The 26,949-nt window shown below is 45.3% G+C and carries 22 protein-coding genes and 1 pseudogene; 16 read left to right on the plus strand and 7 right to left on the minus strand.

Annotated features, from left to right (window positions below; translation table 11 throughout):
- Positions 1-1,362 carry a TRAP transporter large permease gene (locus tag AB4307_RS12380; RefSeq protein WP_017060625.1) on the plus strand — a complete coding sequence of 454 codons (1,362 nt, stop codon included), beginning with the start codon at positions 1-3 and terminating at the stop codon, positions 1,360-1,362.
- A gap of 54 nt (positions 1,363-1,416) precedes the next feature.
- On the opposite strand, the gene AB4307_RS12385 is transcribed toward AB4307_RS12380, so the two are convergent.
- From AB4307_RS12385 to AB4307_RS12395, 3 genes are all read right to left on the minus strand, one after another.
- Positions 1,417-1,590 carry a hypothetical protein gene (locus AB4307_RS12385; protein WP_017060624.1) on the minus strand — a complete coding sequence of 58 codons (174 nt, stop codon included), beginning with the start codon at positions 1,588-1,590 and terminating at the stop codon, positions 1,417-1,419.
- Positions 1,591-1,668: 78 nt separating this feature from the next.
- Entirely contained in the window at positions 1,669-3,018 is a 1,350-nt protein-coding gene (locus AB4307_RS12390) for a sigma-54-dependent transcriptional regulator (RefSeq protein WP_102320185.1), read from the minus strand.
- Positions 3,019-3,047: 29 nt separating this feature from the next.
- On the minus strand, positions 3,048-4,868 hold the full coding sequence (locus AB4307_RS12395; RefSeq protein WP_372131991.1) for a sensor histidine kinase: 1,821 nt from the start codon (positions 4,866-4,868) through the stop codon (positions 3,048-3,050).
- Positions 4,869-5,031: 163 nt separating this feature from the next.
- On the opposite strand from AB4307_RS12395, the pseudogene AB4307_RS12400 reads away from it, so the two are divergent.
- The 8 genes and pseudogenes from AB4307_RS12400 to AB4307_RS12435 all read left to right on the plus strand — a co-directional run.
- Positions 5,032-5,214, plus strand: a pseudogene (locus AB4307_RS12400) (hypothetical protein); the annotation flags it as partial.
- Positions 5,215-5,508: 294 nt separating this feature from the next.
- Positions 5,509-6,807 carry a trigger factor gene (gene tig / locus AB4307_RS12405; RefSeq protein WP_017065881.1) on the plus strand — a complete coding sequence of 433 codons (1,299 nt, stop codon included), beginning with the start codon at positions 5,509-5,511 and terminating at the stop codon, positions 6,805-6,807.
- A gap of 105 nt (positions 6,808-6,912) precedes the next feature.
- A complete protein-coding gene (clpP, locus tag AB4307_RS12410; RefSeq protein WP_004736080.1) occupies positions 6,913-7,539 on the plus strand; it encodes an ATP-dependent Clp endopeptidase proteolytic subunit ClpP in 627 nt (208 codons plus the stop codon).
- Between the two features lie 81 nt (positions 7,540-7,620).
- Positions 7,621-8,901, plus strand: coding sequence for an ATP-dependent protease ATP-binding subunit ClpX (gene clpX / locus AB4307_RS12415; RefSeq protein ID WP_009847283.1), 1,281 nt, complete (start codon positions 7,621-7,623; stop codon positions 8,899-8,901).
- A 132-nt stretch (positions 8,902-9,033) separates the two neighbouring features.
- A complete protein-coding gene (gene lon, locus AB4307_RS12420) occupies positions 9,034-11,385 on the plus strand; it encodes an endopeptidase La (protein ID WP_017060619.1) in 2,352 nt (783 codons plus the stop codon).
- Between the two features lie 168 nt (positions 11,386-11,553).
- Positions 11,554-11,847, plus strand: coding sequence for an HU family DNA-binding protein (locus tag AB4307_RS12425; RefSeq protein WP_012604504.1), 294 nt, complete (start codon positions 11,554-11,556; stop codon positions 11,845-11,847).
- Between the two features lie 218 nt (positions 11,848-12,065).
- Positions 12,066-13,931 (plus strand): peptidylprolyl isomerase, encoded by a 1,866-nt coding sequence (ppiD, locus tag AB4307_RS12430; protein WP_017060618.1) that lies wholly within the window; start codon positions 12,066-12,068, stop codon positions 13,929-13,931.
- A gap of 224 nt (positions 13,932-14,155) precedes the next feature.
- A complete protein-coding gene (locus tag AB4307_RS12435) occupies positions 14,156-14,455 on the plus strand; it encodes a ComEA family DNA-binding protein (protein ID WP_372131993.1) in 300 nt (99 codons plus the stop codon).
- Here the strand turns inward: AB4307_RS12435 and rrtA are convergent.
- Positions 14,446-14,994 (minus strand): rhombosortase, encoded by a 549-nt coding sequence (gene rrtA / locus AB4307_RS12440; protein ID WP_017060616.1) that lies wholly within the window; start codon positions 14,992-14,994, stop codon positions 14,446-14,448. The two genes, AB4307_RS12435 and rrtA, sit on opposite strands and share 10 nt — an antisense overlap.
- 9 nt (positions 14,995-15,003) lie before the next feature.
- Between rrtA and AB4307_RS12445 the strand changes: the two genes are divergently transcribed.
- Positions 15,004-15,603 carry a tRNA-uridine aminocarboxypropyltransferase gene (locus AB4307_RS12445; protein ID WP_017060615.1) on the plus strand — a complete coding sequence of 200 codons (600 nt, stop codon included), beginning with the start codon at positions 15,004-15,006 and terminating at the stop codon, positions 15,601-15,603.
- 26 nt (positions 15,604-15,629) lie between these two features.
- Here the strand turns inward: AB4307_RS12445 and AB4307_RS12450 are convergent, their stop codons facing one another.
- The 3 genes from AB4307_RS12450 to AB4307_RS12460 form a co-directional block, all read right to left on the minus strand.
- Positions 15,630-16,973: an anti-phage deoxyguanosine triphosphatase gene (locus AB4307_RS12450; RefSeq protein ID WP_017060614.1), complete on the minus strand. Its 1,344-nt coding sequence runs from the start codon at positions 16,971-16,973 to the stop codon at positions 15,630-15,632.
- Positions 16,974-17,028: 55 nt separating this feature from the next.
- Positions 17,029-17,613 carry a 5'-deoxynucleotidase gene (gene yfbR, locus AB4307_RS12455; protein ID WP_017060613.1) on the minus strand — a complete coding sequence of 195 codons (585 nt, stop codon included), beginning with the start codon at positions 17,611-17,613 and terminating at the stop codon, positions 17,029-17,031.
- Positions 17,614-17,957: 344 nt separating this feature from the next.
- The gene (locus AB4307_RS12460; protein WP_017060166.1) at positions 17,958-19,190 is read right to left on the minus strand and encodes a pyridoxal phosphate-dependent aminotransferase; all 1,233 of its coding nucleotides are present in this window, start codon (positions 19,188-19,190) and stop codon (positions 17,958-17,960) included.
- A gap of 296 nt (positions 19,191-19,486) precedes the next feature.
- On the opposite strand from AB4307_RS12460, the gene AB4307_RS12465 reads away from it, so the two are divergent.
- From AB4307_RS12465 to menE, 6 genes are all read left to right on the plus strand, one after another.
- Positions 19,487-20,794 (plus strand): isochorismate synthase, encoded by a 1,308-nt coding sequence (locus AB4307_RS12465; RefSeq protein WP_065583685.1) that lies wholly within the window; start codon positions 19,487-19,489, stop codon positions 20,792-20,794.
- Positions 20,791-22,515, plus strand: coding sequence for a 2-succinyl-5-enolpyruvyl-6-hydroxy-3-cyclohexene-1-carboxylic-acid synthase (menD, locus tag AB4307_RS12470; protein WP_372131995.1), 1,725 nt, complete (start codon positions 20,791-20,793; stop codon positions 22,513-22,515). The genes AB4307_RS12465 and menD overlap by 4 nt, the downstream gene beginning before the upstream one ends.
- A gap of 9 nt (positions 22,516-22,524) precedes the next feature.
- Positions 22,525-23,322 (plus strand): 2-succinyl-6-hydroxy-2,4-cyclohexadiene-1-carboxylate synthase, encoded by a 798-nt coding sequence (menH, locus tag AB4307_RS12475; RefSeq protein WP_372131997.1) that lies wholly within the window; start codon positions 22,525-22,527, stop codon positions 23,320-23,322.
- A gap of 105 nt (positions 23,323-23,427) precedes the next feature.
- Positions 23,428-24,294: a 1,4-dihydroxy-2-naphthoyl-CoA synthase gene (gene menB, locus AB4307_RS12480; protein ID WP_017064079.1), complete on the plus strand. Its 867-nt coding sequence runs from the start codon at positions 23,428-23,430 to the stop codon at positions 24,292-24,294.
- 75 nt (positions 24,295-24,369) lie between these two features.
- Positions 24,370-25,377, plus strand: a complete 1,008-nt coding sequence (gene menC / locus AB4307_RS12485; protein ID WP_017060171.1) for an o-succinylbenzoate synthase — start codon at positions 24,370-24,372, stop codon at positions 25,375-25,377.
- Positions 25,378-25,441: 64 nt separating this feature from the next.
- A complete protein-coding gene (gene menE, locus AB4307_RS12490) occupies positions 25,442-26,878 on the plus strand; it encodes an o-succinylbenzoate--CoA ligase (RefSeq protein ID WP_372131999.1) in 1,437 nt (478 codons plus the stop codon).
- Positions 26,879-26,949 lie beyond the last annotated feature (71 nt).

The raw sequence follows: 26,949 nt of genomic DNA on the forward strand, positions 1-26,949 counted from the left end.
ATGGCAATGTTATTTCTATTTTTAATGGTAATTGCTTTCATGTTGGTCGGTGTACCAATTGCAATTTCCCTCGGTTTATCGAGCGTAATATTCTTATTGATGCACTCAGATGCGTCATTAGCTTCAGTCGCACAAACGCTGTTTAATGCATTTGCAGGCCACTACACACTCTTAGCGATTCCTTTCTTTATCTTGGCCTCTAGCTTTATGTCTACTGGTGGCGTGGCGAAACGTATTATCCGTTTTGCTATCGCGATGGTGGGTTGGTTCCGCGGCGGCTTGGCGATGGCGTCGGTTGTGGCATGTATGATGTTCGCAGCCCTTTCTGGTTCATCTCCTGCAACGGTAGTGGCGATCGGTAGTATCGTTATCGCAGGTATGATCAAAAACGGCTACTCAAAAGAGTTCGCGGCAGGGGTTATCTGTAACGCAGGTACGTTGGGGATCTTGATTCCACCGTCCATCGTGATGGTGGTATACGCGGCGGCGACCGATGTATCGGTAGGTCGTATGTTCTTAGGTGGCGTTATTCCTGGTTTGCTGGCGGGTGTGATGTTGATGATTGCTATCTACATCGCAGCACGTATTAAGAAGATTCCGGCACAGCCATTTGTGGGCTGGGGCGAGATGTTCGCAGCTGCGAAAGATGCGAGCTGGGGCTTGCTGCTGATTGTCATCATTTTAGGTGGTATCTACGGCGGCATCTTTACTCCGACAGAAGCGGCGGCAGTGGCTGCGGTGTATGCCTTCTTCATTGCCAACTTTATCTATAAAGATATGGGGCCTTTCGCTGACAAGAACAATACAAAGCCTGCTTTGGTTAAGGTGTTCCAAACGTTTTTCCATAAAGACACCAAAGACACACTTTACGATGCAGGCAAGCTGACGATCATGCTGCTGTTTATCATTGCCAATGCTCTGATTCTTAAGCATGTACTGACCGAAGAACGCATTCCTCAAATGATCACTGAGTCTATGCTATCTGCGGGCTTGGGTCCGATCACCTTTTTGATTGTAGTAAACGTTTTACTCTTGATTGGTGGGCAGTTCATGGAGCCATCAGGCTTGCTGATCATCGTTGCTCCTTTGGTATTCCCAATTGCAATTGCGCTCGGTATCGACCCAATTCACCTAGGTATCATGATGGTGGTGAACATGGAGATAGGGATGATAACGCCGCCTGTTGGGCTCAATTTGTTTGTGACCGCCGGGGTCGCGAAGATGTCGATGATGAACGTGGTAAAAGCCGCATTGCCGTGGGTTGGGGTGATGTTCTTATTCCTGATTATCGTCACTTACGTACCTTGGGTATCAACATGGTTACCAACCACCTTGATGGGACCAGAGATCATAACCAAGTAGCTATTTGAGTCATTCACTGACATGGAATTTAATCCATAAAAAATGAGGAGGTCGCTAGACCTCCTCATCTATATTTCTGCCACGATTTGAATGAGGCTTTATCTGCTCATACAAAGCGCGTTTTGCCTCTAATTCTGGCGTGTGTAGATCGACATGATTGTCAGCATAAAAAATACCATCTATCTCGAAAGTATCGGTAATCGATGGCACTTTTGTTTTCTCACCCATAGTTATTTCCTTATTACTTTGATTGCATAACATCCTGTTATCAAAATAAGTATAGGTGATCTTGCTCCCAAATCTAATTTAGTTTTCGTTTTGTCTGTATGACTCTTTCACTAGCTGGTGTTTTTGCATCTTATCGTAGAGTGTTTTTCGGGGAAGTTGTAGTCTATCCATCGTCTCTTTGATGCTGCCATTACACTCAATAAGCGCTTGCTTTAACGTGTTTTTCTCAAAATCACAAACCAGTTCTGCTAACGACAAATGTTGGGTCGACTCCGAAGTGCTGTCTGATAAGTGAGATAGCTTGCCTAAAAGTACGAAACGCTCCGCAGTGTTACGCAATTCTCGTACATTTCCCGGCCAATCGTGGGCTAAAAGCTCGTGCAGTTCTTTCTGTGGAATTGCCGGGGCTGTTTTGCCATAACGCGCCGCAGCGACCAGTAGGAAGTGGTGGAAGAGTGCTGGGATATCTTCTTGTCGGCTTCTTAACGGCGGTAAATCTAAGGTCACAACATTGAGTCGATAATAGAGGTCTTGGCGGAAAGTGCCTTCTTCAGCGGCTTTCTTTAGGTCGACTTTAGTTGCCGCAATCACTCGAATGTCTAGAGGGACTAAACCATTAGACCCAACTCTTTCGATGACGCGTTCTTGCAAGACGCGCAACAGGCGAATTTGTGCCTGCATTGGCATGGACTCAATTTCATCTAAGAATAGAGTTCCGCCCTGAGCAAATTCAAATTTACCGACACGTTTGCTTTCTGCGCCCGTGAATGCCCCTTTCTCATGGCCATACAGTTCACTCTCAATCAGATTTTCAGGTACTGCGCCGCAGTTGACTGCGACGAAGTTTTGTTCTCGCCTGCTGCTTTGTTCATGCAGAGAGCGTGCAACTAATTCTTTGCCAGTGCCTGTTTCGCCAAATAGCAATATGTCGGCATTGGTATCGGCAACGTGAGTGATGATAGACCGCAGCTCCGTCATTGATTGCGTGTCACCAATGATCCTTGGACCAAGTGCTTGGCTGGCTTTGAGTGAACGTTTTAACTCAAGGTTCTCTAGTGTGAGCTGACGTTTTTCTATCGCTCGCTTAGTGGTTTCGATTAGGCGTTCATTAGCGAAAGGTTTTTCAATGAAGTCATAGGCGCCGTATTGGATGGCTTGAACGGCCATTGAAATATCGCCGTGACCAGTAATCATGATCACGGGGATCTCTTTGTCTTTGTGCATCACGGTGTTGAGCAGATCATGCCCGGATAGACCTGGTAGACAGATATCAGTGATGATCACGTGAGGTAAGCCGTTTTCTTGAATCGCGAGCAGAGCAGACTCCGCATCGGGAAAGAATTCGGCATCAATGTCGGCGAGCTCGAAGCTCTGTTCAATCGCCATTCTTAGATCGGATTCATCATCAATGAAATAGACGTGACACATAGTGATTCCTTTACTTCTTTGTATTCTGGTTATTGCTGAGTTTTTGTTTGCTGTTCATGTCCAACAAGGGGCAACTCTATGCTGATTCGAGCACCGCCTTGAGGGCTACTACCGGTAACGAGCTTGCCATTTATTCCGTTGATTATTTGTTGAGAAATCGATAGCCCAAGTCCAAGTCCGTTTTTCTTGGTGGTATGGAAGGGTTCAAAAAAGTTTCCGCTAGAAGGGGAGGTGAAGCCGGGGCCGTTATCATCGACATGAATTAGCAAGGTATTGGCTTGTTGATGGTCGGACTCTCTAATCTCTAACAGAATAGCTAATTGTTTGTCATCTTGTTGTTCCACCGCCTGAATCGCGTTGGTCAGCAGGTTAATGATCACCTGTTCCAGTTGAATGGCTTTGGCGAGCACGCAAGCATCAAAGGTCTCAGGGAGTTCGTTGACCTTAACTCGCTCGCTCTTGAGTTGTGGCTTCATCAGCTCTTTCGATGAATGTAAAACTGGGAGTATTTGTAAGGTGTGTAGCTCTTCCGCAGTAGATTTTTTGGCGAACGAGCGAAGCTGGTGGCTGATTTTCGCCATACGATCAGTGAGTGCCGAGATTCGCGATAGATTGTCATCGACACGATCGGTTTTTTCTTTGGCAAGAAACAATCGGCCGTTGTCGGCATAACTGCGAATCGCGGCAAGCGGGTTATTCAGTTCGTGACTGATGCTCGCTGACATCTGCCCTAGCACTGCTAGTTTGGCGGCTTGGATGAGCTCGTCTTGGGTTTGCCTCAGAACATGCTCGGTTTCGATACGGTGTTTGATCTCAACATGTAACTCCGATGTACGTTCAAGCACTTGAAATTCGAGTTTTTGCTTGGCTTCGGATTGCAGCCTGTCTATCTGTGCTCGTCTTTGTTGTCTATGGTGGTTGAGCTGCATTGTTAGATAAATAATCGCAAAGATTAGGCTCAAAACCACAAGGTAAGCAACCAAGTCCCACCAAACTAAGTGGGTTGGAGAAAATACCCGTATGGTGAGTCTTGGTTCGGCTAGGAAACGCGAAGAACTAAAGAACTGCTCTTGGACGAGTTTGTGTGGCGACTCAATACGACTGGTGGCACTGTCTAAATCGCCGGAGAAGTGCAGGCTTTCTATTTTTGTATCGAGATACTGCCTGCTTTCTTGAATTCGAGTGTGTTGTACTTCGCTTAGCGGCTGAAGGCTTTTGAACAGCCACTCAGGGTTACTCGACATAAATACAATTTGATCTTTATCGTCAGCAACAAAAAAACTCTGTTTGCCTTTCCAACTTGCTTCAATCAGCGATAAATCCATCTTTACGACAATGACGCCAATAATCTCGGCGGCATAGGAGACGGGGTAAGAATAATAATAGCCTCGCTTTCCAGAGGTTGAACCTAGCGCAAAATATTGATTTTCATTGCCAATAATCGCTTCTTGAAAGTAGGGGCGGAAAGCAAAGTTACGACGAATAAAAGAACGCGGTTGATTCCAGTTACTGGCTGCAATGGTGGTGCCGATACTGTCTAGTAGGTAGGTGTCGGATGCTTGAATCACCGAGTTTACGTGCTCTAGATAACGATTAGTGAGTTCGATTTGCGCAGAGTTACTTGGAGAGTGCAGGGCATCGACCAGCTCTTTGTCTTTTGAAAGCAGCTCGGGAATGTGCGCGAACTTATCCAATTGGCTTGAAATATGAACAGAAAAGCGGTCCAGCTTAGATTGATGATCATTTAACAAACTTTCATGGCTCGTGCTCCACACCCAATGACCGCCAAACACCATCAGTAAACTGTATGTGACCATTAACAGTATTGGGATTTTAAAAGCTTGAAACATGAAGGCTCTCCGCTGATTTCTTTGGTAAACAATCAAGCCTGTCTTCTCTCGTTTATGGTAGCAAATAGCGGTAGTTTTTGCTGAAAGCAGAGAGTGAACAGATGGATGTAGGTTAAGGGTTTGTAACGGGGATTGTTGAAAAAGTTATCGACTCTGAGGGGTAAAACAAGAGCAAGATCTCTTTTTAAGGTTTTTAGCAAAAAAAGCCCTCGATTCCCTTGAAAAAGTCGCTATTGTCCCCATTTCTGTTGTGCTAAGTGATGATTTGATCGTTTTTGTATCACTTAGTTGGACGAATTTAGAGCATTCATCATCATGCAGAGGTGAACGGCTCGACAGAGATTAAACAGATCGCTAGAATGTCGCGTCTAAAATTTCTGTCCTGAGGCTAATCGGAGATACCTTTCTTGTTTCTGAAAACAAGCTTTATTGCGTTTTAATCGACGTGTGAAGAACGAAGATATCGCTGATTAGTCTGGTGTTTGGTTGAATAATCAATTCAGACATCAATGCTCGATTTTAAATTAGGTGTTCGGATAGAGCACTACACAAGGATGCAGCCAACAACGTCTGCTTTTGAATTAAAGCTAAGTTACGGCTCATATGCTCAGATTACTGAGCCAGTTTTGAGGTTTATATAATGCAAGTTACTGTTGAAACGCTAGAAGGCCTAGAGCGCCGTCTTAATATTACTGTTCCTGCTGCTAACATCGAAGATGCAGTTACAGCTGAACTACGCAACATCGCGAAAAACCGTCGTTTCGATGGTTTCCGTAAAGGCAAAGTGCCAATGAAGATGGTTGCTAAAATGTACGGCAAAGCAGTACGTCAAGACGTGATGGGCGAAGTAATGCAACGTCACTTCATCGAAGCGATCGTTAAAGAGAAAATCAACCCAGCTGGCGCACCTACTTTCGCACCAGTTGAAAACAACGAAGGCGCTGACCTAGTATTCAACGCAACTTTTGAAGTTTATCCAGAAGTTGAGCTGAAAGGTCTAGAAAACATCACTGTTGAGAAACCAGCAGTAGAAGTTAAAGAAGCTGACGTTGAAGAGATGATCGAAACTCTACGTAAGCAACAAGCAACTTGGACTGAAGTTGAAGCTGCTGCTGACGCTGGTTCTCGTGCAACTATCGACTTCGTTGGTTCTATCGACGGTGAAGAGTTTGAAGGCGGCAAAGCTGAGAACTTCCCACTAGAGATGGGCGCTGGTCGCATGATCCCTGGCTTCGAAGACGGTATCGTTGGTAAAACAGCAGGTATGGAATTCGAAATCGACGTAAACTTCCCAGAAGATTACCACGCTGAAAACCTAAAAGGTAAAGCAGCTAAGTTCTCTATCAAGCTGAACAAAGTTGAAGCTCGTGAACTTCCAGAACTAAACGAAGAATTCGTTGCTAAGTTCGGCGCAACTGACGGCGTTGAAGGTCTTAAAGCTGAAGTTCGTAAGAACATGGAGCGTGAGCTTAAGCAAGCTGTTAAGAACCGCATCAAAGAGCAAGCTATCGACGGTCTAGTTAACGAAAACAACATCGACGTACCTTCTGCTCTTATCGATCAAGAAATCGGTGTTCTACGTCAACAAGCTGCTCAACGTTTCGGTGGCAACACTGAAGCTGCTGACCAACTTCCACGTGAGCTGTTCGAAGAGCAAGCTAAACGTCGCGTAGTTGTAGGTCTTCTTCTTGGTGAAGTAATCAAGACTGAAGAGCTAAAAGCTGACGACGAGAAAGTTAAAGCTATCATCGAAGAGATGGCTACAGCATACGAAGATCCAACAGAAGTTATTGCTTACTACGAGCAAAACGAGCAAATGATGAACAACATGCGCAATGTTGCTCTAGAAGAGCAAGCTATTGATGCAATCATCGCTAAAGCTCAAGTTTCTGATAAAGAAGTTAGCTTCAACGAGCTAATGAATCAGCAACCTGCTTAATATAGTAATATCTGACGTAGAAGGTTGACGTACGGTCAACAATTCTGCTAACAATGGTCCGTATGATTTAATCATTCGGGCCATTTATTTTAGGGACATAAGAATATGAGCTACCAAGAAAAAAATACAATGCCATCGATTATGGACGCACTAGTTCCTATGGTGGTTGAACAGACTTCCCGTGGTGAACGTTCTTACGATATTTATTCTCGTCTATTAAAAGAACGTATCATTTTCTTAACAGGTCAAGTGGAAGACCACATGGCAAATCTTGTCGTGGCTCAACTGCTTTTCTTGGAATCAGAAAACCCAGACAAAGATATCTATCTTTACATCAACTCACCTGGCGGTAGCGTAACAGCAGGCATGTCTATCTACGACACAATGCAGTTCATCAAGCCAAACGTGAGCACAGTATGTATGGGTCAAGCTTGCTCTATGGGTGCATTCTTACTAGCGGGTGGTACTCCTGGTAAGCGTCACGTGCTTCCAAACTCACGTGTAATGATTCACCAGCCACTTGGCGGCTTCCAAGGCCAAGCGTCTGATATTCAAATTCACGCGCAAGAGATCCTAACGATCAAACAAAAGCTAAACAAACTATTGGCAGAGCACACGGGGCAGCCTCTAGAAGTTGTTGAGCGCGATACAGATCGTGATAACTTCATGTCTGCTGATCAAGCAGTAGAATACGGCTTGGTGGATTCAGTTCTTAATCACCGCGGTCAATAATTGCAGGGCAATTGTTTAACGCAAAGTGATTCAAATTGATATACACTCAAGCATAGAGAGTTAAGGCTAAGAGGTTAGCGAATGACAGATAAAAGCAAAGAGGGTGGTAGCGGTAAACTGCTTTACTGCTCTTTCTGTGGCAAAAGCCAACACGAAGTTCGCAAGTTAATCGCAGGTCCTTCTGTTTACATTTGTGATGAATGTGTCGATCTTTGTAACGACATTATTCGTGAAGAAATTAAAGATGTTCTTCCTAAGAAAGAATCGGAATCGCTGCCAACGCCGCGTGAGATTCGTGAGCATCTTGACGACTATGTAATCGGTCAAGAATACGCGAAGAAAGTGCTAGCAGTTGCAGTTTATAACCACTACAAGCGTTTACGTAATGGTGATACGACAGCTGAAGGCGTAGAGCTAGGTAAGAGTAACATTCTTCTTATCGGTCCTACTGGTAGTGGTAAAACACTACTGGCTGAAACATTGGCTCGTTTCCTAGACGTTCCTTTCACAATGGCAGACGCAACAACACTAACCGAAGCGGGTTACGTGGGCGAAGATGTTGAAAACATCATCCAGAAGTTGCTTCAGAAATGTGATTACGACGTAGCGAAAGCGGAACGCGGCATTGTTTACATCGATGAAATCGACAAGATTTCTCGTAAAGCTGAAAACCCATCAATCACGCGTGACGTGTCTGGTGAAGGTGTACAGCAAGCTCTACTAAAACTTGTTGAAGGTACAGTAGCTTCAGTTCCACCTCAAGGTGGTCGTAAGCATCCACAGCAAGAGTTCTTGCAAGTGGACACGTCTAAGATCTTATTTATCTGTGGTGGTGCGTTTGCAGGCCTAGATAAAGTGATTGAACAGCGTGTAGAAACAGGTTCAGGTATCGGCTTTGGCGCAGAAGTGCGTTCAAAAGATGAAACCAAAACTATCGGTGAATTGTTCACTCAAGTAGAACCTGAAGATCTAGTGAAATATGGTCTGATTCCAGAATTCATTGGTCGTCTACCTGTGACAACAACACTGACAGAGCTTGATGAAGAAGCGCTAATCCAAATCCTATGTGAGCCAAAGAATGCACTTACAAAACAGTACGCAGCATTATTTGAGCTTGAGGATACAGAGTTAGAATTCCGTGAAGATGCTTTACGTGCCATTGCTAAGAAAGCAATGAACCGTAAAACAGGTGCTCGTGGTCTACGTTCTATCTTGGAGGGTGTTCTACTAGAAACTATGTACGAACTGCCATCTTCAACTGATGTAAGCAAGGTTGTGATTGATGAGTCGGTAATTAATGGTGAGTCAGAACCACTATTAATTTACAGCAACTCAGATAACCAAGCAGCTGTTGCAGAGTAGGTCTTTTTTAGACAAGTCACTCAAATTGAAAAAGGAGGTAAGCAATTACCTCCTTTTTTTTATTCTTCCATTGAATCCAGTCGTTTAAGCCCCATATACTGCTTTATAAGTTAAAGCGGAAGAGAGAAATATATGAACTTGGAACGTTCCGAGCGTATCGAAATCCCCGTGCTACCTCTACGTGATGTAGTGGTTTACCCACACATGGTTATTCCATTGTTTGTTGGTCGTGAAAAATCGATTACTTGCCTTGAATCGGCAATGGAAGCTAACAAACAAGTACTACTTGTAGCGCAGAAAGAAGCGGACACTGATGAGCCTTCAATTGACGACCTATTTAAAGTAGGAACTGTCGCTACCATTCTTCAGTTACTAAAGCTCCCTGATGGTACTGTTAAAGTGCTTGTCGAAGGTCAGCAGCGTGCAAAAATTCACCAATTTAAAGAAAGTGAGTTTTTCTTAGCGGACGCAGAATACGTTGTAACCTCAGAACTTGACGAAAAAGAACAAGAAGTGGTTGTTCGCAGCGCGATCAATCAATTCGAAGGCTTTATTAAGCTGAACAAAAAGATTCCACCAGAAGTTCTAACATCTCTGAACGGTATTGATGAGGCAGCTCGCCTTGCTGATACGATTGCTGCACACATGCCACTTAAACTGGTAGACAAGCAGCACGTTCTAGAAATCTTAGATGTGACTGAACGTCTGGAATTCTTGATGGGCCAAATGGAGTCAGAAATTGACATCTTGCAAGTTGAAAAACGCATTCGTGGCCGCGTTAAGAAGCAAATGGAAAAATCTCAGCGTGAGTACTACCTGAATGAGCAAATGAAAGCGATTCAGAAAGAACTTGGCGAGATGGACGACGCTCCTGATGAATTCGAGACTCTGAAGAAGAAGATCGAAGACTCTAAGATGCCTCAAGAAGCTCGTGAAAAAACCGAGCAAGAACTGCAAAAACTGAAAATGATGTCGCCAATGTCTGCTGAAGCAACAGTAGTACGTAGCTACATTGATTGGATGGTGGGCGTTCCTTGGGCTAAGCGTTCAAAAGTGAAAAAGAATCTAGCGAAAGCGGAAGAGATCTTAAACGAAGACCACTACGGCTTAGAGCGTGTTAAAGAACGTATTCTTGAATACTTGGCAGTACAAAACCGTATCAACAAGCTAAAAGGCCCAATCCTTTGTCTTGTTGGTCCTCCTGGTGTAGGTAAAACCTCGCTAGGTCGTTCGATTGCTGCGGCAACGGGTCGTAAGTACACGCGTATGGCACTTGGTGGCGTTCGTGATGAAGCTGAGATTCGTGGTCACCGTCGTACGTACATCGGTTCACTTCCGGGTAAACTGATCCAGAAGATGTCTAAAGTTGGTGTTAAGAACCCACTGTTCCTATTAGATGAGATCGATAAGATGTCTTCTGATATGCGTGGCGACCCATCTTCAGCACTTCTAGAAGTTCTAGATCCAGAACAAAACAACGCATTTAACGATCACTACCTAGAAGTAGATTACGATCTGTCAGATGTTATGTTCGTGGCAACATCGAACTCGATGGACATTCCTGGGCCTCTACTGGACCGTATGGAAGTGATTCGTCTATCTGGTTACACAGAAGATGAGAAGCTGAACATTGCTAAGAGCCATTTACTGGACAAGCAAGTTCAACGCAACGGTCTTAAGCCTCATGAAATTGAGATTGAAGACTCTGCAATCATCGGCATCATTCGTTACTACACGCGTGAAGCGGGTGTACGTAGCCTAGAGCGTGAAATCTCAAAGATCTGTCGTAAAGCAGTGAAGAACATCTTGCTAGACAGCGATCTTAAGTCTGTAACGGTTAACATTGATAACCTGAAAGAGTACTTAGGTGTTCAACGCCACGACTTCGGTAAAGCGGATGAAAGCAACCGTATCGGTCAAGTAACAGGCCTAGCGTGGACTCAAGTGGGTGGTGATCTACTGACTATCGAGACCGAAGCAATGCCGGGCAAAGGTAAGCTAACGCAAACTGGCTCACTTGGCGACGTGATGAAAGAGTCGATTCAAGCGGCAATGACAGTGGTTCGTTCTCGTGCTGAAAAACTGGGTATCAACTCAGATTTCTACGAAAAACGTGACATTCACGTTCACGTACCAGAAGGTGCTACACCGAAAGATGGCCCGAGTGCGGGTATCGCAATGTGTACTGCACTTGTCTCTAGCTTGACGGGTAACCCGGTTAAAGCAGAGGTCGGTATGACAGGTGAAATTACCCTTCGTGGTGAAGTTTTACCTATCGGTGGCTTGAAAGAAAAACTGCTTGCTGCACACCGTGGCGGCATCAAAACTGTACTGATCCCTAAAGACAATGAGCGTGATTTGGAAGAGATTCCAGACAACGTAATCGCTGACTTGAAGGTGATCCCGGTTCAGTGGATTGATGAAGTACTCAAAGTCGCGCTAGAACGAGATCCGTCAGGGGTCGAGTTTGACGTGAAAAAATAGTGATGCATAGCAAAAATAAGTAAAGAATTACGCTGATAGGCCCGAAAAGGCTTGTCAGCGTTTTTTTTGGACGCTAAGTTATTGATCAAAGCGGCAGCCCTTTTGCAATAAGGCTTGCGGCTAAATTAAAACCAAAATGGAACGTACAGTCATCAGAAGTAGTCACAGATGACACATAGGGGAAAAACAGTGAATAAAACACAACTAGTAGAATCAATCGCAGAAAACGCAGACATCTCTAAAGCTTCAGCTGGCCGCGCTCTAGACGCATTCATCGAAGCAGTTGGCACAACGCTACAATCTGGTGACCAAGTTGCACTTGTTGGCTTTGGTACTTTCAGTGTTCGTACTCGTGCTGCTCGTACAGGTCGTAACCCAAAAACTGGTGAAGAGATCCAAATCGCAGAAGCTAAAGTACCTGGCTTCAAAGCGGGTAAAGCACTTAAAGACGCATGTAACTAATTTTCACTGCTGAAACCTCCATTTAAGAGGGGAAGGCAGTAAAATGCGTTTACTGTTTGAAAAATGATGTTTCATTCTTAAACAGTATGTGTACAAAGCACATTGAACTTATTTAAATTATGCGCATCCTACTGATGCGCATTTCTTTTTCTGATAATATCGCGTGAATAGATTTTTATTTTGAAGCCAATGCTTCATATCCGGAGAGCACTTAAATTATGATGGATCGATTACGCGAAGGCGTGAATAGCATCGCGGTAAAAATTATCCTTGGGTTGATTATCCTGTCATTCGTATTCGCAGGTGTAGGCAGCTACATCACCGGTGGCGGTAACAACGCAGCAGCTAAAGTTGGCAACACAGAAATTGCTCGTGGTGAGTTCGAACAGGCTTACCAAAACGAACGTAATCGTATGCAGTCTCAACTTGGCGATTACTTCGCGCAAATGCTTGCAGACCCTGCTTACGTAGAGTCTTTCCGTAAATCAGTACTTGATCGCATGATCAATGACGTACTGCTTGAGCAGCAAGCTGAGTCTCTAGGCCTACGAATCAGTGATTCTCAAATCCGCACCATGATTCTAGAAATGCCTCAGTTCCAAACGGCGGGTCAATTCGACCAAGAAGTTTACCAATCGGCACTACGTCGTGCAGGTTTCAGCGCAGAGAGCTTCGCTGAATACATGCGTCGTGACCTTATGCGCAACCAGCTTGTGACTGCACTTCAAGGCAGTGAATTCGTTCTTCAGGGCGAAATCGATACTCAGAGCAAGCTTATCGCACAAACTCGTGACATTCGCACAGTGACACTGTCTGTTGCTGACCTTGCAAAAGACATCGAGTTAACTGACGAGCAAATCGAACAGTACTACCAAGAGAACCCAGCAGCTTACACTCGTCCAGAGCAAGCTAAGGTATCTTACATTGAGCTTTCTGCTGAAGCGCTTAAGTCTCAGCTTGAAGTAAGCGATGAAGAAGCACAGAAATACTACCAAGAGCACCTAGACAAGTACTCAACGGAAGAGCAACGTAAAGTTAGCCACATCCTAGTTCAAGGCGATGACGAAGCGAAAGCTCAGGCAATCCTAGACGAGCTAAATGCAGGCGCTGATTTTGCTACGCTAGCGGAAGAGAAATCTGACGACTTCGGTAGTGCAGACGTTGGCGGTGACCTAGGTTGGATTGAGCGCGATGTTATGGACCCTGCATTCGAAGACGCGGCTTTCGCTCTTGAGAATATTGGCGATACTACTGGTCTAGTTAAATCTGATTTCGGCTACCACATCATCAAGCTAGACGAACTAAAAGCGTCTCAAGCTCAGCCTTACACTGAAGTAGCGGCAGAGATTAAGACAGAGCTTCTAGACCAACACGCAGTTGATCAGTTCTACGAGCAACAAACTGAGCTAGAAAAAGTAGCGTTTGAATTCCCAGATTCTCTAGATGATTCTGCAGAAGCTATCAACGCGAAGATCACAACGACAGATTTCATCTCTCAAGTTGACGCTCCAGAAGTTCTTATGACGCCTGCAGTTATGCAAGCTATCTTGAGCCCTGAAGTGAAAGAAGACGGTCTAAACTCGGAAGTTATCGAAGTTGCACCTGAGCACGTAATTGTTGTTCGTGTAGAAGAGACTCGTGATGAGACAGTTCTTCCTCTAGCTGAAGTGAAAGATCAAGTTGTCGCTGCACTGTCTGCTGTACAAGCAGAGCAGCAAGCGGTTGAGCTAGGTGTTTCTCTAGTGAACGAACTTGAGCAAGGCAATGAAGCAGTACTAGCGGACAACAACCTTGAGTTCACTGAACTTGAAACGATTGACCGTAACTCGCCATTAGCGGCATCTGTATTCGCTCTAGCGAAACCAGAAGCAGGTCAAGCTGTGTTCGGTCAATCTAAAGACCAAGACGGTAATATCGTTGTTGTTGAGCTTTCTAAAGTAACGGCTGAGATCAACCCAGCCTACAGCACTCAAATTGGTGCACAGTTGGAGCGAGTTGGTAACCAGCAAGACCTGACTAACGTATTAAACGTACTTCGTAAAAACGCAGACGTTGAATACTACGTAGTGGGTCAAGGTCAGTAAGCGTTTGATTACCTCAGTAGCAAGCTCAAGTTAGAGCTTACTACTGAAATCAACACGTGATTGTTAGGCTTTAATTCAGATTTGTGAGCCAACAAACAAGCTGATGAAAATAAGATGTATAACGAAGCGGGTCACTTAGGTGATCCGCTTTATTTTTATCTGGTGATTGTGTTATCTAGCGCGGCAAATGCATAAGTTACGTTTTTTGAACAAAGGAACTATTTATGCGCACGATATATTCAACACTAATTCTTTCATTTCTGATGCTCTTAAGCCCTGCCGTGTTTGCAGACAGCCCAACCAAGGCGGAGCTTTACGAAGGCATTGAGATTACGGTCAACATCAATACCGCGACGGCAGAAGAACTTTCAGCACTATTGGTTGGCGTGGGTGACAAGAAAGCCAAAGAAATCGTCGATTACAGAGATCAGAACGGGGCATTTACTACTGCTGATGATTTGGTGAGTGTCAAAGGGATAGGTGAAGTGACGGTTGAAAAGAACCGCGAAAGAATTCAACTTTGACCCGTTTTTCTACTTGTTAGAAATGAAGCGATAGATATGAAGCCTCCGGCCAATGCACCTGCTAGGTGGGCTTCAATCGCGATACGAGCATTAATCAGTTCACCAGTCGTGCTAGAAGGGCCAATAAGCTGCTCCCAAGCGATTTTAGCGACTAATCCGAATACTAACAGCCAACTAGACTTCCTGCCGTTTAAAGCCTCTCTGAGCGCGAATAAGCCAAACAACCCATGCAAAGTGCCCGATAGGCCAACGTAGATCTGAATACTTGAAAACAACAGAGCGACGCCAGTCACTAAACTGATCACAAGCAAAGCAACAACAAGCTGTTTTTTACTCGGTTGAAACAGGTAGCTGATGATCCACAAGCCTGCTAGATTCATCAGAAGATGCGAGTAGTTGGTATGTGAAAAGTTTCCTGTTAGGATTCGCCACCATTGCCCATCGGCAATCGCATTGCTATCCCAAACGACCCAAGCTTGTATTGGCTCAAATTGGAATAAGACGCATAAAAGTGAAATGAAAATTAAAACAGGGTACACATTAAATCCATGTCTCGTTATTGCCCCCAATGCAGCAAGGCTTTGAAAGCTTGTATTTGTCAGTGGGTTACACCACTCGAATCGAATGTTGAGCTTATCATTCTTCAGCACCCATCAGAAGAGCATCGTCCGATGGGAACAGCGCGTATTCTCTCGTTATCTCTTAATAACAGCGTGACGTTTGTTGGCGAAGACTTTTCAGACAACGAACAACTCAACGCATTGTTGTGCGATGAACAGTATCAACATGTGATTTTATACCCAAGCGAAAACTCTGTTTCAGTTGAGTCGGCGACATCTCCCAATAAGAAGCTGCGTGTGATTTTATTGGATGGCACGTGGAAGAAAGCATTCAAGATGTGGCAAGTATCGAGTAACTTGCATGCGTTGAACACGGTTCATTTACCGAAAGATCTCAAGGGTAATTACCGAATTCGCAAAGCACCCAGTGAAAATAGCCTTTCAACCGTTGAAGCTGGCTATCATTTACTTAGCTTGTTAGAGCGTGATGGCGACTTTAGCCCTTTGCTAACGGCATTTGACCAAATGATTCAGTTTCAAATCAATCAAATGCCGCCGGGCGTGTTTGAGAAAAACTACTTAGATTAAGCCGTTTTAGTAAAGTGAGTCAGGAATTAAAACTCGGTATGAGCTGAGAACAGTTGCTGATGCATTTTCTGCGCAAGATCATCAGTCATCGATGAAATGTAATCGGCTATCACGCGCATTTTTCGAGACTCATCTTGATGTTGTAGCCATTGCTTCTTGATGGGCAGTGGCAGCAAGCGTTCAGGATCTGCGCTGAATGCTTCAAACATATCCATGATGATCTGTTGACCTTTGTATTCGATGACCTGAACCTGTGGCACTTGAATAACGAACTCGCTGACAAAGTGTTTCAGCTTATCGAGTGTGCCGTCCATGCTCGGCTCGAGCACCGCATTGTAAGCCAACAGTACATTCTCAAAGTTAGCCTCCACTCGCTTAATCGAGATACTGGTCAACAGTGCGTTGACTATCCCACCAATCGCATCCTTTCGACGATACTGTTCACCAGAGAAAAGCATCTCTGTAATTGAATCTAGGTGTTCACAAATCCATGGGTCGGCCATCTCTTTCAGTTGAGGGTAAGCCGACTCAACCCACTGAGCTTTGGTCACAGAGCCAAGCACAATCGCATCTTCTAAATCGTGCACGCCATACGCGATGTCGTCAGCAAGTTCCATGATCGAACAATCCAGTGACTTATATTTGGTCTTGTTGTGCTCAAGTGGCTCGGTATGCGTTTTTCTTTTCTGTTTTAGGAGCTGTTGGTCGCTGCTTGAAAGCGGTTCAAGCACCCAGTTAAACAACTCTTCATCATGATCGTAGATGCCTTTTGCTGGCATCCAATCTTTAGCTCGGAGTTGTCGTTGATGCTTAACGGGTTCAGACTGCAATTTAGCTTGAACCTCACTCAGCAGAGAAGGGTACTTAATTAGACCTAACAAAGTGCGTCGAGATAGGTTCATCCCGTGATGTTCAGTGTAAGGTTCTAGCTGTGTGACTATGCGAAACGTTTGAGCGTTGCCCTCAAAGCCGCCGTGGTCGCGCATCATGTAGTTGAGTGCGACTTCGCCGCCATGTCCATAGGGTGGATGACCGATGTCGTGAGCCAAACACAGTGAATCAATCAAACTGTCTGAGGGTAATAGGTCTCGAAATTCGGGCTGCTTTTTCTTCAGTTGAGCGACGATACCGGTGCCAAGCTGAGCGGCCTCAAGAGAGTGGGTAAGGCGCGTTCGGTGAAAGTCGTTGACCGTGGTGCCATGGATCTGGGTTTTCGCTTGTAAGCGACGGAAAGCAGCAGAGTGAAGCACGCGCGCACGGTCACGCTGATACGGGCTGCGGTGGTCATCCCGTCTTATTTTATGTTCATCGTCATTTCGATGCTGCCATTCTTGTTCGAGTACAAAGGGTGGTTCGAGTTGAGAATTCAAAATAGCACCTATCAAATTGATTTTATTTAGCTAATTAAAAACAACTTATACCCAGCTAGCTTATCTCGTCTAGTGATAATTCAAAGCTCGGTGCGAATGTGGTGAGAAAGTAGTCCATTTCTGGGCTTTTGCGTTGTTCGAGTGTCTCTTCCAATCGGCGCTTGGCTTGCTCGTATTCATGATTGCCCGCACTGAGCTCTTCCAAGCATTTCAGGTACGCACAGATAGTATCTGCCTGCTTGACGATGCTTTGCTCTTCTTTACTCGCAGTACCAGATATTAAGAAGGGGGCGAAGTCGTCTCTGAACTCTTCTGGCAACATCGAAAGCAGTCTTTGTTCTGCCGCGGCTTCTATCTTCTTATACTCTTGTGCAATATCCGGGTTGTAGTATTTAACTGGCGTTGGCAAATCACCCGTCAGTACCTCACTGGTGTCGTGGTACATGCCAAGCAGAGCAATGTGCTCGGGGTTAAGCTGACCATCAAACTTCTTGTTTTTGATCAGTGCCAAGGCGTGTGCCACGAAAGCAACCTGTAGGCTATGTTCTGAAATGTTCTCGCTTGATACCGAACGCATCAGGGGCCAGCGTTGAATTAGCTTCATGCGTGCGAGATGGGCAAAGAAATGGCTCTGTTTCATAAATGTCCTTATAGTACCAATCGTAGTAAATAACTGGTCATCCTAGCTTGTTAAAAAACTCGATAACTATGTTAGAATTTTTGATTGTAGAATAACTACTTATCGAAGCTGCTTGTCGAAAATAGCTGCCTTGTTCTCAAGCTTTTTCCCTACGCTATTTCTGAACACTTACTTACTGTGATTGGTATAAACAATACTCCACTCGTATCTTGTGTTTGCACAGGGATACGAGACAGCGGATACAAAAAAGGCTCCTAAACAGGAGCCTTTTAAGCATAGAAGTGAATGAATACAAGTTAAAGTCTTTTAAAACAGCAAATTGTAGCCATCTTTCTTTGTGCTCATTAACCTTCGATGAGGTCGTCTTGGCTGTAAGTCTGTAAGAAGCGCTCTAAACGACCAATTGCGATTTCTAGATCTTCGATGTGCGGCAGAGTCACGATACGGAAGTGATCCGGTTTCGGCCAATTGAAGCCCGTACCTTGAACCAATAGCACCTTCTCTTGCTTAAGGAAGTCGAGTACAAACTTCTGATCGTCTTTGATGTTGTACATGTTGGTGTCGATTTTAGGGAACAGGTACATTGCACCTTTCGGTTTCACACAAGAAACGCCAGGGATCTTGTTGATCAGTTCCCATGCACGGTCACGCTGTTCAAGCAGTCGACCGCCTGGAAGAATCAGCTCATTGATACTCTGATAGCCACCGAGTGCGGTTTGGATAGCGTGTTGCATCGGAACGTTGGCACACAAACGCATTGAGGCCAGCATTTCTAGTCCTTCAACGTAGCCTTTCGCTAGGTGTTTAGGGCCTGTTAAGAACATCCAACCACCACGGAAACCACATACACGGTAAGCTTTAGATAGGCCGTTGAACGTGACCATTAATACGTCTTCAGCAAGCGTTGCCACTGAAGTGTGTACCGCACCGTCGTAAAGTACTTTGTCGTAGATTTCATCGGCGAAGATGATCAAACCGTGCTCACGAGCAATCTCAACCACTTGTAATAGGAAATCACGGCTGTATACCGCGCCTGTTGGGTTGTTCGGGTTGATAAGAACGATGCCGCGCGTCTTTGGTGAGATCTTCGCGCGCATGTCGTCTAAATCTGGATACCAATCAGCATCTTCATCACACATGTAGTGAACCGGTGTACCACCAGAAAGCGCAACAGACGCTGTCCATAGTGGGTAATCCGGAGCGGGAACTAAGATTTCATCACCATTATCCAGTAGCGCTTGCATAGACATAACGATAAGCTCTGATGCGCCGTTACCAATGTAAACGTCTTCTACATCAAGGTTACGTAGGCCTTTTTTCTGGTAGTGCTGAACAACCGCTTTGCGGGCTGAATAGATGCCTTTTGAGTCGCAGTAACCTTGAGATGTCGGTAGGTTACGGATTACGTCAACAAGGATTTCATCAGGGGCGTCAAAACCAAATGGGGCGGGGTTACCAATATTAAGCTTCAGTATTTTATGCCCTTCTTCTTCCATGCGCTTAGCATGTTTGAGTACAGGCCCCCTGATTTCGTAGCATACGCTGTTGAGTTTTGACGACATCCCGATATTTTGCATTGCCGATTTCCTGAAATTAATTTAAATACTTTATTAAAGTACCGCAAAATGGCGTTTGATAGAATAAAAATCTGATGAATGTCGCATTTCAGTGTCACGTTTAGCCTTTTTGTTGTCACTCTTTTCTAAATTTTAATTAATCGCTTTCTTGGTTATTGGCTAAGATGAATAAAGGGGCGGGATCGCTTAAAATCACAGGAATGTTGAAAAGATATAGTACATTCTTGATCTAAGTGGGTACTGCCCATAAAGTATCAAACTAATATAATAATAATTTAGATGTGAACGAGGTCGATTTGTCACATTTCCAGCAAACTATCTCCGCTTTGATTGAGCGAGTACAAAATGCCCAAGCAAGCGAAGTTCGTTGTGTTGAAGTTCTAACGCAAAAACCATCGTTTGCATTTATAGAATGGCTTCATGCTCAACCGCTCTTTCCTAAGTTCTACTGGCAGTCACGCGACACTCGTGAAGAGGTTGTTGCGCTCGGACAGTTACATACGTTTTCAGATCCTGCACCCGCGTACGCTATTCTTGGTGAAGACCAACGAATCTGGGGTGGACGCTCGTTTGATGGGCACACCGCAAAGAACCGTCGCTGCATGGAGTCGTTTTTCTTCCTTCCTCAGGTTGAATTGATCCGCTTTGACAATACTTGGTCGCTGGCGGTTAATTTGTCCCCTGATCGCGTTTCTTCTATTAATGCTTTGAATAAGCTTTCTGTAGAAGCCGCGATATTGGCGCCTTTGTCTGCCCATATTGAACAGATCAATCACGTTCCAGAAAGAGAGCAGTGGGGCAACCTTGTCGATAAAGTGCTGCAAGGCATTAGCGATGAAGAGTACAAAAAAGTCGTTTTAGCACGTAAAACCACACTGCAACTCGATGCGCCTATCTGCGCAGCTCAATTACTTAAAGCCAGCTATCTGCAAAATCACCACAGTTTCCACTTTATGTTGGTGCTGGATTCTAAACACAGTTTCATTGGCTCGACACCAGAGCGCTTATATAGCCGACATGGTACGGAGCTTGATACCGAGGCGCTTGCTGGAACCATTGGTCGCGGAGAGAACGCTACTGAGGATATGGAACTGGCCAACTGGCTTTCTCAAGACAGCAAAAACCTCAATGAGAACCAGTATGTGGTCGACGACATCATTGAGCGTCTCACTCCTCATTCTCAAACGGTCCATGTTGAAAAGGATGCGCGTCTAGTGCGCTTGCGTAAGGTGCAGCATTTGAAGCGCAATATCCATGCTCAGCTCAACAATGGCGTTAATGGTGTGCAGTTGCTTGCTGCCTTACAGCCAACTGCTGCGGTGGCGGGTTTACCTCGTAAAGAGGCGATGGATTTCATTCTTGAACACGAACCGTTTGCACGAGGTTGGTATGCAGGCTCTGTAGGCTATATCAGTCATCAGCGAGCGGAATTCTGCGTGGCGATTCGAAGCGCCTTGATTGTAAACGATCAAGTACAACTGTTTGCTGGCGCGGGGATCGTGCCGGGATCGGTTGCCGAACATGAGTGGCAAGAGCTGAATAAGAAGATGTCGACTCTGCTCAGTCTCATTTCTGATCACCCACCATTAGGTGTGGCGTCATGAATCACGACCAAGCTGTATTAAACAGAGTTTGGTGTAACACATTACTTGAAGAGCTTGCCCGCAGCGGTGTTGAACATGTTTGCATCGCGCCAGGCTCTCGTTCAACACCATTAACACTCGAAGCCGAAGCTAACTCTAAGCTAACCTTACATACGCACTTTGATGAGCGCGGGCTTGGCTTCTTGGCTTTAGGTTTAGCTAAAGCGAGCAACAAACCCGTTGCGGTGGTTGTTACTTCTGGAACTGCCGTAGCTAACCTTCTACCAGCGACCGCTGAATCTGGATTAACGCGAGAAAAGCTAATCTTGTTGACCTCCGATCGACCGATTGATTTAGTCGACTGTGGTGCCAATCAAGCGATTCAGCAGCAGGGTATCTTTTCGTCTCACGTTGAAACGGCACTAAACCTTCCAAGTCCAACGACACAAGTTTCTTTGAATTGGCTTTTGACGTCGGTTGATAACGCACTGGCGAAACAGCGCAGCGTCGGTGGGGCTATTCATATCAACTGTCCGTTCCCAGAACCGCTTTATTCCGCTAATAGCGCCGAGATGTATGCGGATTATACAAAGAGCGTGGCAGCTTGGAGAGCTTCAACCTGCCTTTACTCGAACACTTATTTGCCCAGTCATTTAATCGCTCAGCCTGTCTCAGCAAGTGATTATGTCGCTCGTAAAGGCGCAGTGATTATTGGTTCTATCGAGAATGAAGCCGCAATTAAAGCCAAGCAGTTTGCGACAGCTTTGGGCTGGCCAGTATTCTGTGACCCTCAATCGGGTGTCAGTAGTGACTGGAAACACTATGATTTATGGATGCAAAGTGACGCAGCCAAAGCACAGCTTAGTCAGTGTGATTTTATTATCCAGTTTGGTGAGCGCATCGTATCTAAGCGTCTTAACCAATGGGTAAAAGAACAAGCTGCCACATTTTGTTCATCGCAGTACATCGTTGTTTCACCAGATGCACATCGTATTAATCAAGATCATCTGCCTCAAACTCATATTGTCGCTGATATCGAACATTGGTTATCAGAGCAACATCTACCAACGCTGTTGGGAGAACATGCTGGCTGGGCGGCATCTTTGGCGGAAGTCGCGAATACGGTTCAGCAGTTAGCGTTGGCGCAAATCTCTAATAACGACCAACTGACAGAGTTGAGTGTTGCGGTTGACTTGTCGTCTAGACTTAAAGACAGAGAGTTGTTTGTGGGAAACAGCTTGATGGTAAGGCTGGTGGATATGTTGTCGTCAATATCTGCGAATCGAGTTTACAGCAATCGTGGTGCATCGGGCATTGATGGCTTGGTGGCGACGGCTGCGGGCGTGGTGAAAGCTAACCAGAATCCTTTATTGATGTTGATTGGCGATACTTCTTTGCTTTACGATATCAACTCACTGGCTCTGCTGACTCATAATTTAACGCCGATGGTTATTGTTGTGACCAATAACGATGGTGGGGCAATCTTTGATTTTTTGCCGGTTCCTGAGCAACAAAAACAGTCTCTATATCAAATGCCTCATGGTTTCAATTTTGAACATGCTGCTGCGCAATTCCATCTTGGTTATGCGGCGCCAGAAACCTTGAATTGCTATCAAACGCTCATCGAACAACATTTTGAACAAGGTCAGGGTACCTTGCTCGTAGAAGTTAAGACGCCTCCCGAACAAGCGTCTACTTTGCTGAAGCAATTCAGCTCAATGCTCACCGAGGCATTAGCCTAAGGACTTTACATGCTTTACTCCAATTATTACCCAGCAGTACAAGAATCTTCTGACAAACCTTTGCTTGTTTTTTTACATGGTTTACTCGGAAGCGGGGATGATTGGAGTGCATGCCACCCCTTCCTCGAAGACTTTCCTCGTCTTTGCATAGATTTGCCCGGACACGGACAAAGCCGGTTTATCGACCCTGTAGGCTTTGATCATTGCTGTACCATGATAGTTCAGTGCATCACATCTCAGCTGGCTCTCAACGATCTTCCTGTCGATTATCCTATCGTGGTGATTGGGTATTCTATGGGGGGAAGGCTTGCCATGTATGGGGTAACAAGCCCTTGCTTCGAAATTCTTAACTTAGAGAAAGTCATCATTGAAGGTGGCAACTTTGGCTTGGAATGTGATGAAGAAAGAGCACAAAGGTTAGTACACGATACGCAATGGGCTGTTCGCTTTGCACAGCAGTCGATTGAAGATGTTTTAGACGATTGGTATCAACAAAGCGTCTTTTCTTCACTAAATCATGAGCAAAGACAAACTTTGGTCATAAAGCGTAGTGGTAACCTTGGAGTATCCGTAGCAAATATGTTGTTATCTACTTCGTTAGCTAAGCAACCGGATTTACGTGCCACATTGAAATCTCATGAGCATTTATTGCATTATGTATGTGGAGAAAAAGATCGTAAATTCATGGAGCTAGCTGAGAATAGTGGCTTTGAATATAGTCAGGTGGATTACGCGGGTCATAATGTTCATTTTGAGCAACCAGAGATGTTTTCAAATCTGATCATCCAATGTATCGCCAGTCGTTGATGAACTGACTGAGCGAACCTCTCGTATCAAGCGCTATAGAAAGCAGAGCAACACCGTCGCGACTCTACGCTAGTCGCGCTCTCTAATAGAACAATGGGAATCATCATGGCTAAAACAGTAGGCATCACAGAAGAAGAACTTTACGCAGCCGTTAACTGGCGCGATGAAAGCAGTCAATATGAAGATATTCAATACCACAAGTCTGATGACGGTATTGCGAAAATCACGATTGCTCGCCCTCAAGTGCACAATGCGTTCCGTCCACAAACCGTAAAAGAGATGATCAATGCACTGGCTGATGCTCGTTATGACGAGAAAGTTGGCGTAATCATTTTGACTGGTCTTGGTGAGAAGGCGTTCTGTTCTGGTGGTGACCAAAGTATCCGTGGTGACTACGGCGGTTACCAAGATGACTCAGGTACGCACCACTTGAATGTACTTGATTTCCAACGTCAAATTCGTACTTGTCCAAAACCAGTTATCGCAGCGGTATCGGGTTGGGCAGTCGGTGGCGGTCATGTACTTCACATGATGGCAGACCTTACTATTGCAGCTGAAAACGCGCAGTTCGGTCAGACGGGTCCTAAAGTGGGTTCTTTCGATGGCGGTTGGGGTGCTTCTTACATGGCTCGTATCGTTGGTCAAAAGAAAGCACGTGAAATCTGGTTCTTGTGCCGCTTCTACGATGCACAAGAAGCACTGGACATGGGCCTTGTAAACACCGTTGTTCCTGTTGCTGACCTAGAAAAAGAGACAGTTCGTTGGTGTCGTGAAGTGCTTCAACACAGCCCAATGGCACTGCGTTGCTTGAAAGCGGCACTGAACGCTGACTGTGATGGTCAAGCAGGCTTACAAGAGTTGGCTGGTAACGCAACCATGATGTTCTACATGACAGAGGAAGGCCAAGAAGGCCGCAACGCATTCAACGAGAAACGTCGACCGGACTTCGACAAGTTCCCGCGTAATCCATAGTCTTTCTCCTCTTCAAAATGAGTCGCTAATAGCGGCTCGTTTTGTTTTGATGTTCCCCGTTTTTTAGGAAACTTTATGAACTCAGTGAATTCTCAGCGTCACGCTAAACTTTACCGTTATCAATTACCTATGGATAGTGGTGTGGTTCTTCGTGACAATAAGTTGAACGAACGTGTTGGCTATATCATCCAACTTGAGTGTGATGGTAAAACTGGTTTTGGCGAAGTTGCGCCTTTGCCCGGTTTTAGCCAAGAAGATGCCGAACAAGCTGGCATTCAGCTTCAACACGAATTAGAGCTTTGGAGCCACAATAAGCCTCAAACGCCTTTCGACGAGCTGTATCCTTCTGTCGCGTTTGGCTTTTCAATGGCGATGATGGAATTGCGAGGCGATCTTAACGCTCAAGGTAACTACCAAGCGGCGCCTTTGTGTACAGGCGATCCAGATGAACTGATTCCTGTATTGAATGAGATGGTAGGCGAGAAGGTCGCGAAAGTGAAAGTCGGCCTCTACGAAGCGATTCGCGATGGCATGTTGGTTAGCTTATTCCTTGAGTCGATCCCTGATTTGACTCTAAGACTTGATGCCAACCGTGCGTGGAAGCCAGAGAAAGCGAAGCAATTCATTAAATACATTTCGCCGTCAATGCGCCAGCGTATAAGCTTTATCGAAGAGCCTTGCCAAAAGCCAGAAGACAGTTTGGCCTTTGCCATTGACCATGGTGTGGCGATTGCGTGGGACGAGACACTGCAAGAAGCGGTGCGCAGCCCGGAATTTGATCTTAGCGACCTTACTGGTGTTAAAGCAGTCGTGATCAAGCCAACTCTTATTGGTTCTGTCGAGCGTTGCGTGGCAATCATTGAGCGAGCACAGAAGCTTGGAATGAAACCTGTATTGAGCTCAAGCATTGAGTCGAGCCTAGGTCTGACTCAGATTGCTCGTCTGGCGCAGCAATATTTGCCAAATGAAGTGCCGGGGTTGGATACGATTGGCTTGTTCAAGCAGCAGCTAGAGGTTTCTTGGCCGGGCTGTCAGTTGCCTGTCTCTACGCTTGAAAAGCAACAATTGATTTGGTCTTCTTAGACCGAGCTATTTGAATGGCTATTTAGTTAGCTTAACAAGTTCTTAATCTATTTTTGGTTATCATATGATGCGCCCACAATCTAATCATCCCCCGCTCTGGGTAAAGTGGGTGCAGCAAAACCCACTTCAACCAGCGTTAGTGACCACTCACCGCACTTATACTTGGCAGCAAGTGTTTGTGTTGGTTAGTGAGTACCAACAACAGCTATCTCATCAAGGCCTATCTGAAGGTGATGTACTGACGATTGTTGGTAAGAATCAAGCTGAAGTGATCCCTGTTTATCTTGCCGCACTCAATTTGGGTGTGGTTTGTGCGTTTACGATGCCTCAGCCTAGTTTACGCCTGAAGCAAAAGCTCGATTCCTTATATCAAGCAGATCAACAGAGCTACCTTTGGCTCTTGGGCAATAGCGGAATAGAGCAATCAGAGATTGCCGATTTGAATACTCAGTTGGTGACCTTGCCTTGCCTAAGTGAACTGAAGTTTGATGGTGATGATGAGCAGATAACGACACCTCAAGAATCCAATTTCAATCCGCAAAATCTAGCGAGCATCGTATTCACTTCAGGTTCTACCGGAAACCCAAAAGCGGTCGCTCATACACTTGAGCAGCACCTATGCTCTGCGTCAGGGCTGCTTGAGGTGTTTCGTTATCAACAAGGTGACACGTGGTTACTGAGTTTACCTATGTACCATGTGTCGGGGCTGGCGATAGTTCATCGTTGGTTGGCGGCTGGTGGTTGCATCAAAATAGGCACAGGTCAGCTTGAAACCGATATAGAAGAATGCAGTCATGCTTCATTGGTCGCTACTCAACTACATCGATTGTTAAAGAGTAAGCAAGCACTTACTTTAACGCATGTACTTTTGGGTGGTAGTCATATACCAGAAGCACTTGGGCTCGAAGCTCAACAAATGGGCATCGAAACATGGCTTGGATACGGCATGACTGAAGCGGCTTCAACCGTGACCGCGAAGCTCGTTGATGCCGGCAGCACCGCCGGTTTTGTCCTTAACCATCGCCAGCTAAAAATTGAAGAACAACGTATCTTTATTGGTGGCGAGACGCTCGCGTCCGGGTATTACTATCAAGGTAACTTAACGCCATTAGTTGATAAGAGCGGTTGGTTTGATAGCAAAGATCTTGGTGAGTGGCTTGGCGAACAAGTGTCGATTATTGGCCGTGCCGACAACCAGTTTATTTCTGGTGGTGAGAACATTCATTGCGAAGAAATTGAGCGAGTACTCAATCAATTGTCTGAGGTTAATCAGGCTTTTATTGTTCCCATTGAAGATGATGAGTTCGGATTTCGACCTGCAGCGATTGTCGATTGTGCTGAGTTGCCAACCAAAGAGTGGTTTATCGAGCAGTTAACTGGTCGTCTTGAACGGTTCAAATTTCCTATTGAGTATTATCGAATGCCTCAGCAGGAACAACATGGTATTAAGGTTTCGCGCGCTGGATTGGCGCAGTGGTTACAGCAGACCCGTTCTAAATAGAGCGAAGAGCAATAAAATGAAGCGCAATACACGGTGACTAGTCGTAATTGCGCTTCAGGGGGTTGTGACGG

The organism is Vibrio sp. 10N.261.52.C2 (assembly GCF_041471425.1).
GTDB lineage: Bacteria > Pseudomonadota > Gammaproteobacteria > Enterobacterales > Vibrionaceae > Vibrio > Vibrio crassostreae_C.

Excerpts from the sequence above, each read along its gene's own strand:
- AB4307_RS12445 (WP_017060615.1), top strand. The coding sequence starts at position 15,004 with ATGTCTCGTTATTGCCCCCAATGCAGCAAGGCTTTGAAAGCTTGTATT.
- AB4307_RS12390 (WP_102320185.1), bottom strand. The coding sequence starts at position 3,018 with ATGTGTCACGTCTATTTCATTGATGATGAATCCGATCTAAGAATGGCG.
- AB4307_RS12380 (WP_017060625.1), top strand. The coding sequence starts at position 1 with ATGGCAATGTTATTTCTATTTTTAATGGTAATTGCTTTCATGTTGGTC.
- menC (WP_017060171.1), top strand. The coding sequence starts at position 24,370 with ATGAACTCAGTGAATTCTCAGCGTCACGCTAAACTTTACCGTTATCAA.
- menH (WP_372131997.1), top strand. The coding sequence starts at position 22,525 with ATGCTTTACTCCAATTATTACCCAGCAGTACAAGAATCTTCTGACAAA.
- tig (WP_017065881.1), top strand. The coding sequence starts at position 5,509 with ATGCAAGTTACTGTTGAAACGCTAGAAGGCCTAGAGCGCCGTCTTAAT.
- AB4307_RS12460 (WP_017060166.1), bottom strand. The coding sequence starts at position 19,190 with ATGCAAAATATCGGGATGTCGTCAAAACTCAACAGCGTATGCTACGAA.
- menE (WP_372131999.1), top strand. The coding sequence starts at position 25,442 with ATGATGCGCCCACAATCTAATCATCCCCCGCTCTGGGTAAAGTGGGTG.
- clpX (WP_009847283.1), top strand. The coding sequence starts at position 7,621 with ATGACAGATAAAAGCAAAGAGGGTGGTAGCGGTAAACTGCTTTACTGC.
- ppiD (WP_017060618.1), top strand. The coding sequence starts at position 12,066 with ATGATGGATCGATTACGCGAAGGCGTGAATAGCATCGCGGTAAAAATT.
- AB4307_RS12395 (WP_372131991.1), bottom strand. The coding sequence starts at position 4,868 with ATGTTTCAAGCTTTTAAAATCCCAATACTGTTAATGGTCACATACAGT.
- menB (WP_017064079.1), top strand. The coding sequence starts at position 23,428 with ATGGCTAAAACAGTAGGCATCACAGAAGAAGAACTTTACGCAGCCGTT.
- clpP (WP_004736080.1), top strand. The coding sequence starts at position 6,913 with ATGAGCTACCAAGAAAAAAATACAATGCCATCGATTATGGACGCACTA.
- AB4307_RS12435 (WP_372131993.1), top strand. The coding sequence starts at position 14,156 with ATGCGCACGATATATTCAACACTAATTCTTTCATTTCTGATGCTCTTA.
- AB4307_RS12385 (WP_017060624.1), bottom strand. The coding sequence starts at position 1,590 with ATGGGTGAGAAAACAAAAGTGCCATCGATTACCGATACTTTCGAGATA.
- yfbR (WP_017060613.1), bottom strand. The coding sequence starts at position 17,613 with ATGAAACAGAGCCATTTCTTTGCCCATCTCGCACGCATGAAGCTAATT.
- AB4307_RS12425 (WP_012604504.1), top strand. The coding sequence starts at position 11,554 with ATGACACATAGGGGAAAAACAGTGAATAAAACACAACTAGTAGAATCA.
- lon (WP_017060619.1), top strand. The coding sequence starts at position 9,034 with ATGAACTTGGAACGTTCCGAGCGTATCGAAATCCCCGTGCTACCTCTA.
- menD (WP_372131995.1), top strand. The coding sequence starts at position 20,791 with ATGAATCACGACCAAGCTGTATTAAACAGAGTTTGGTGTAACACATTA.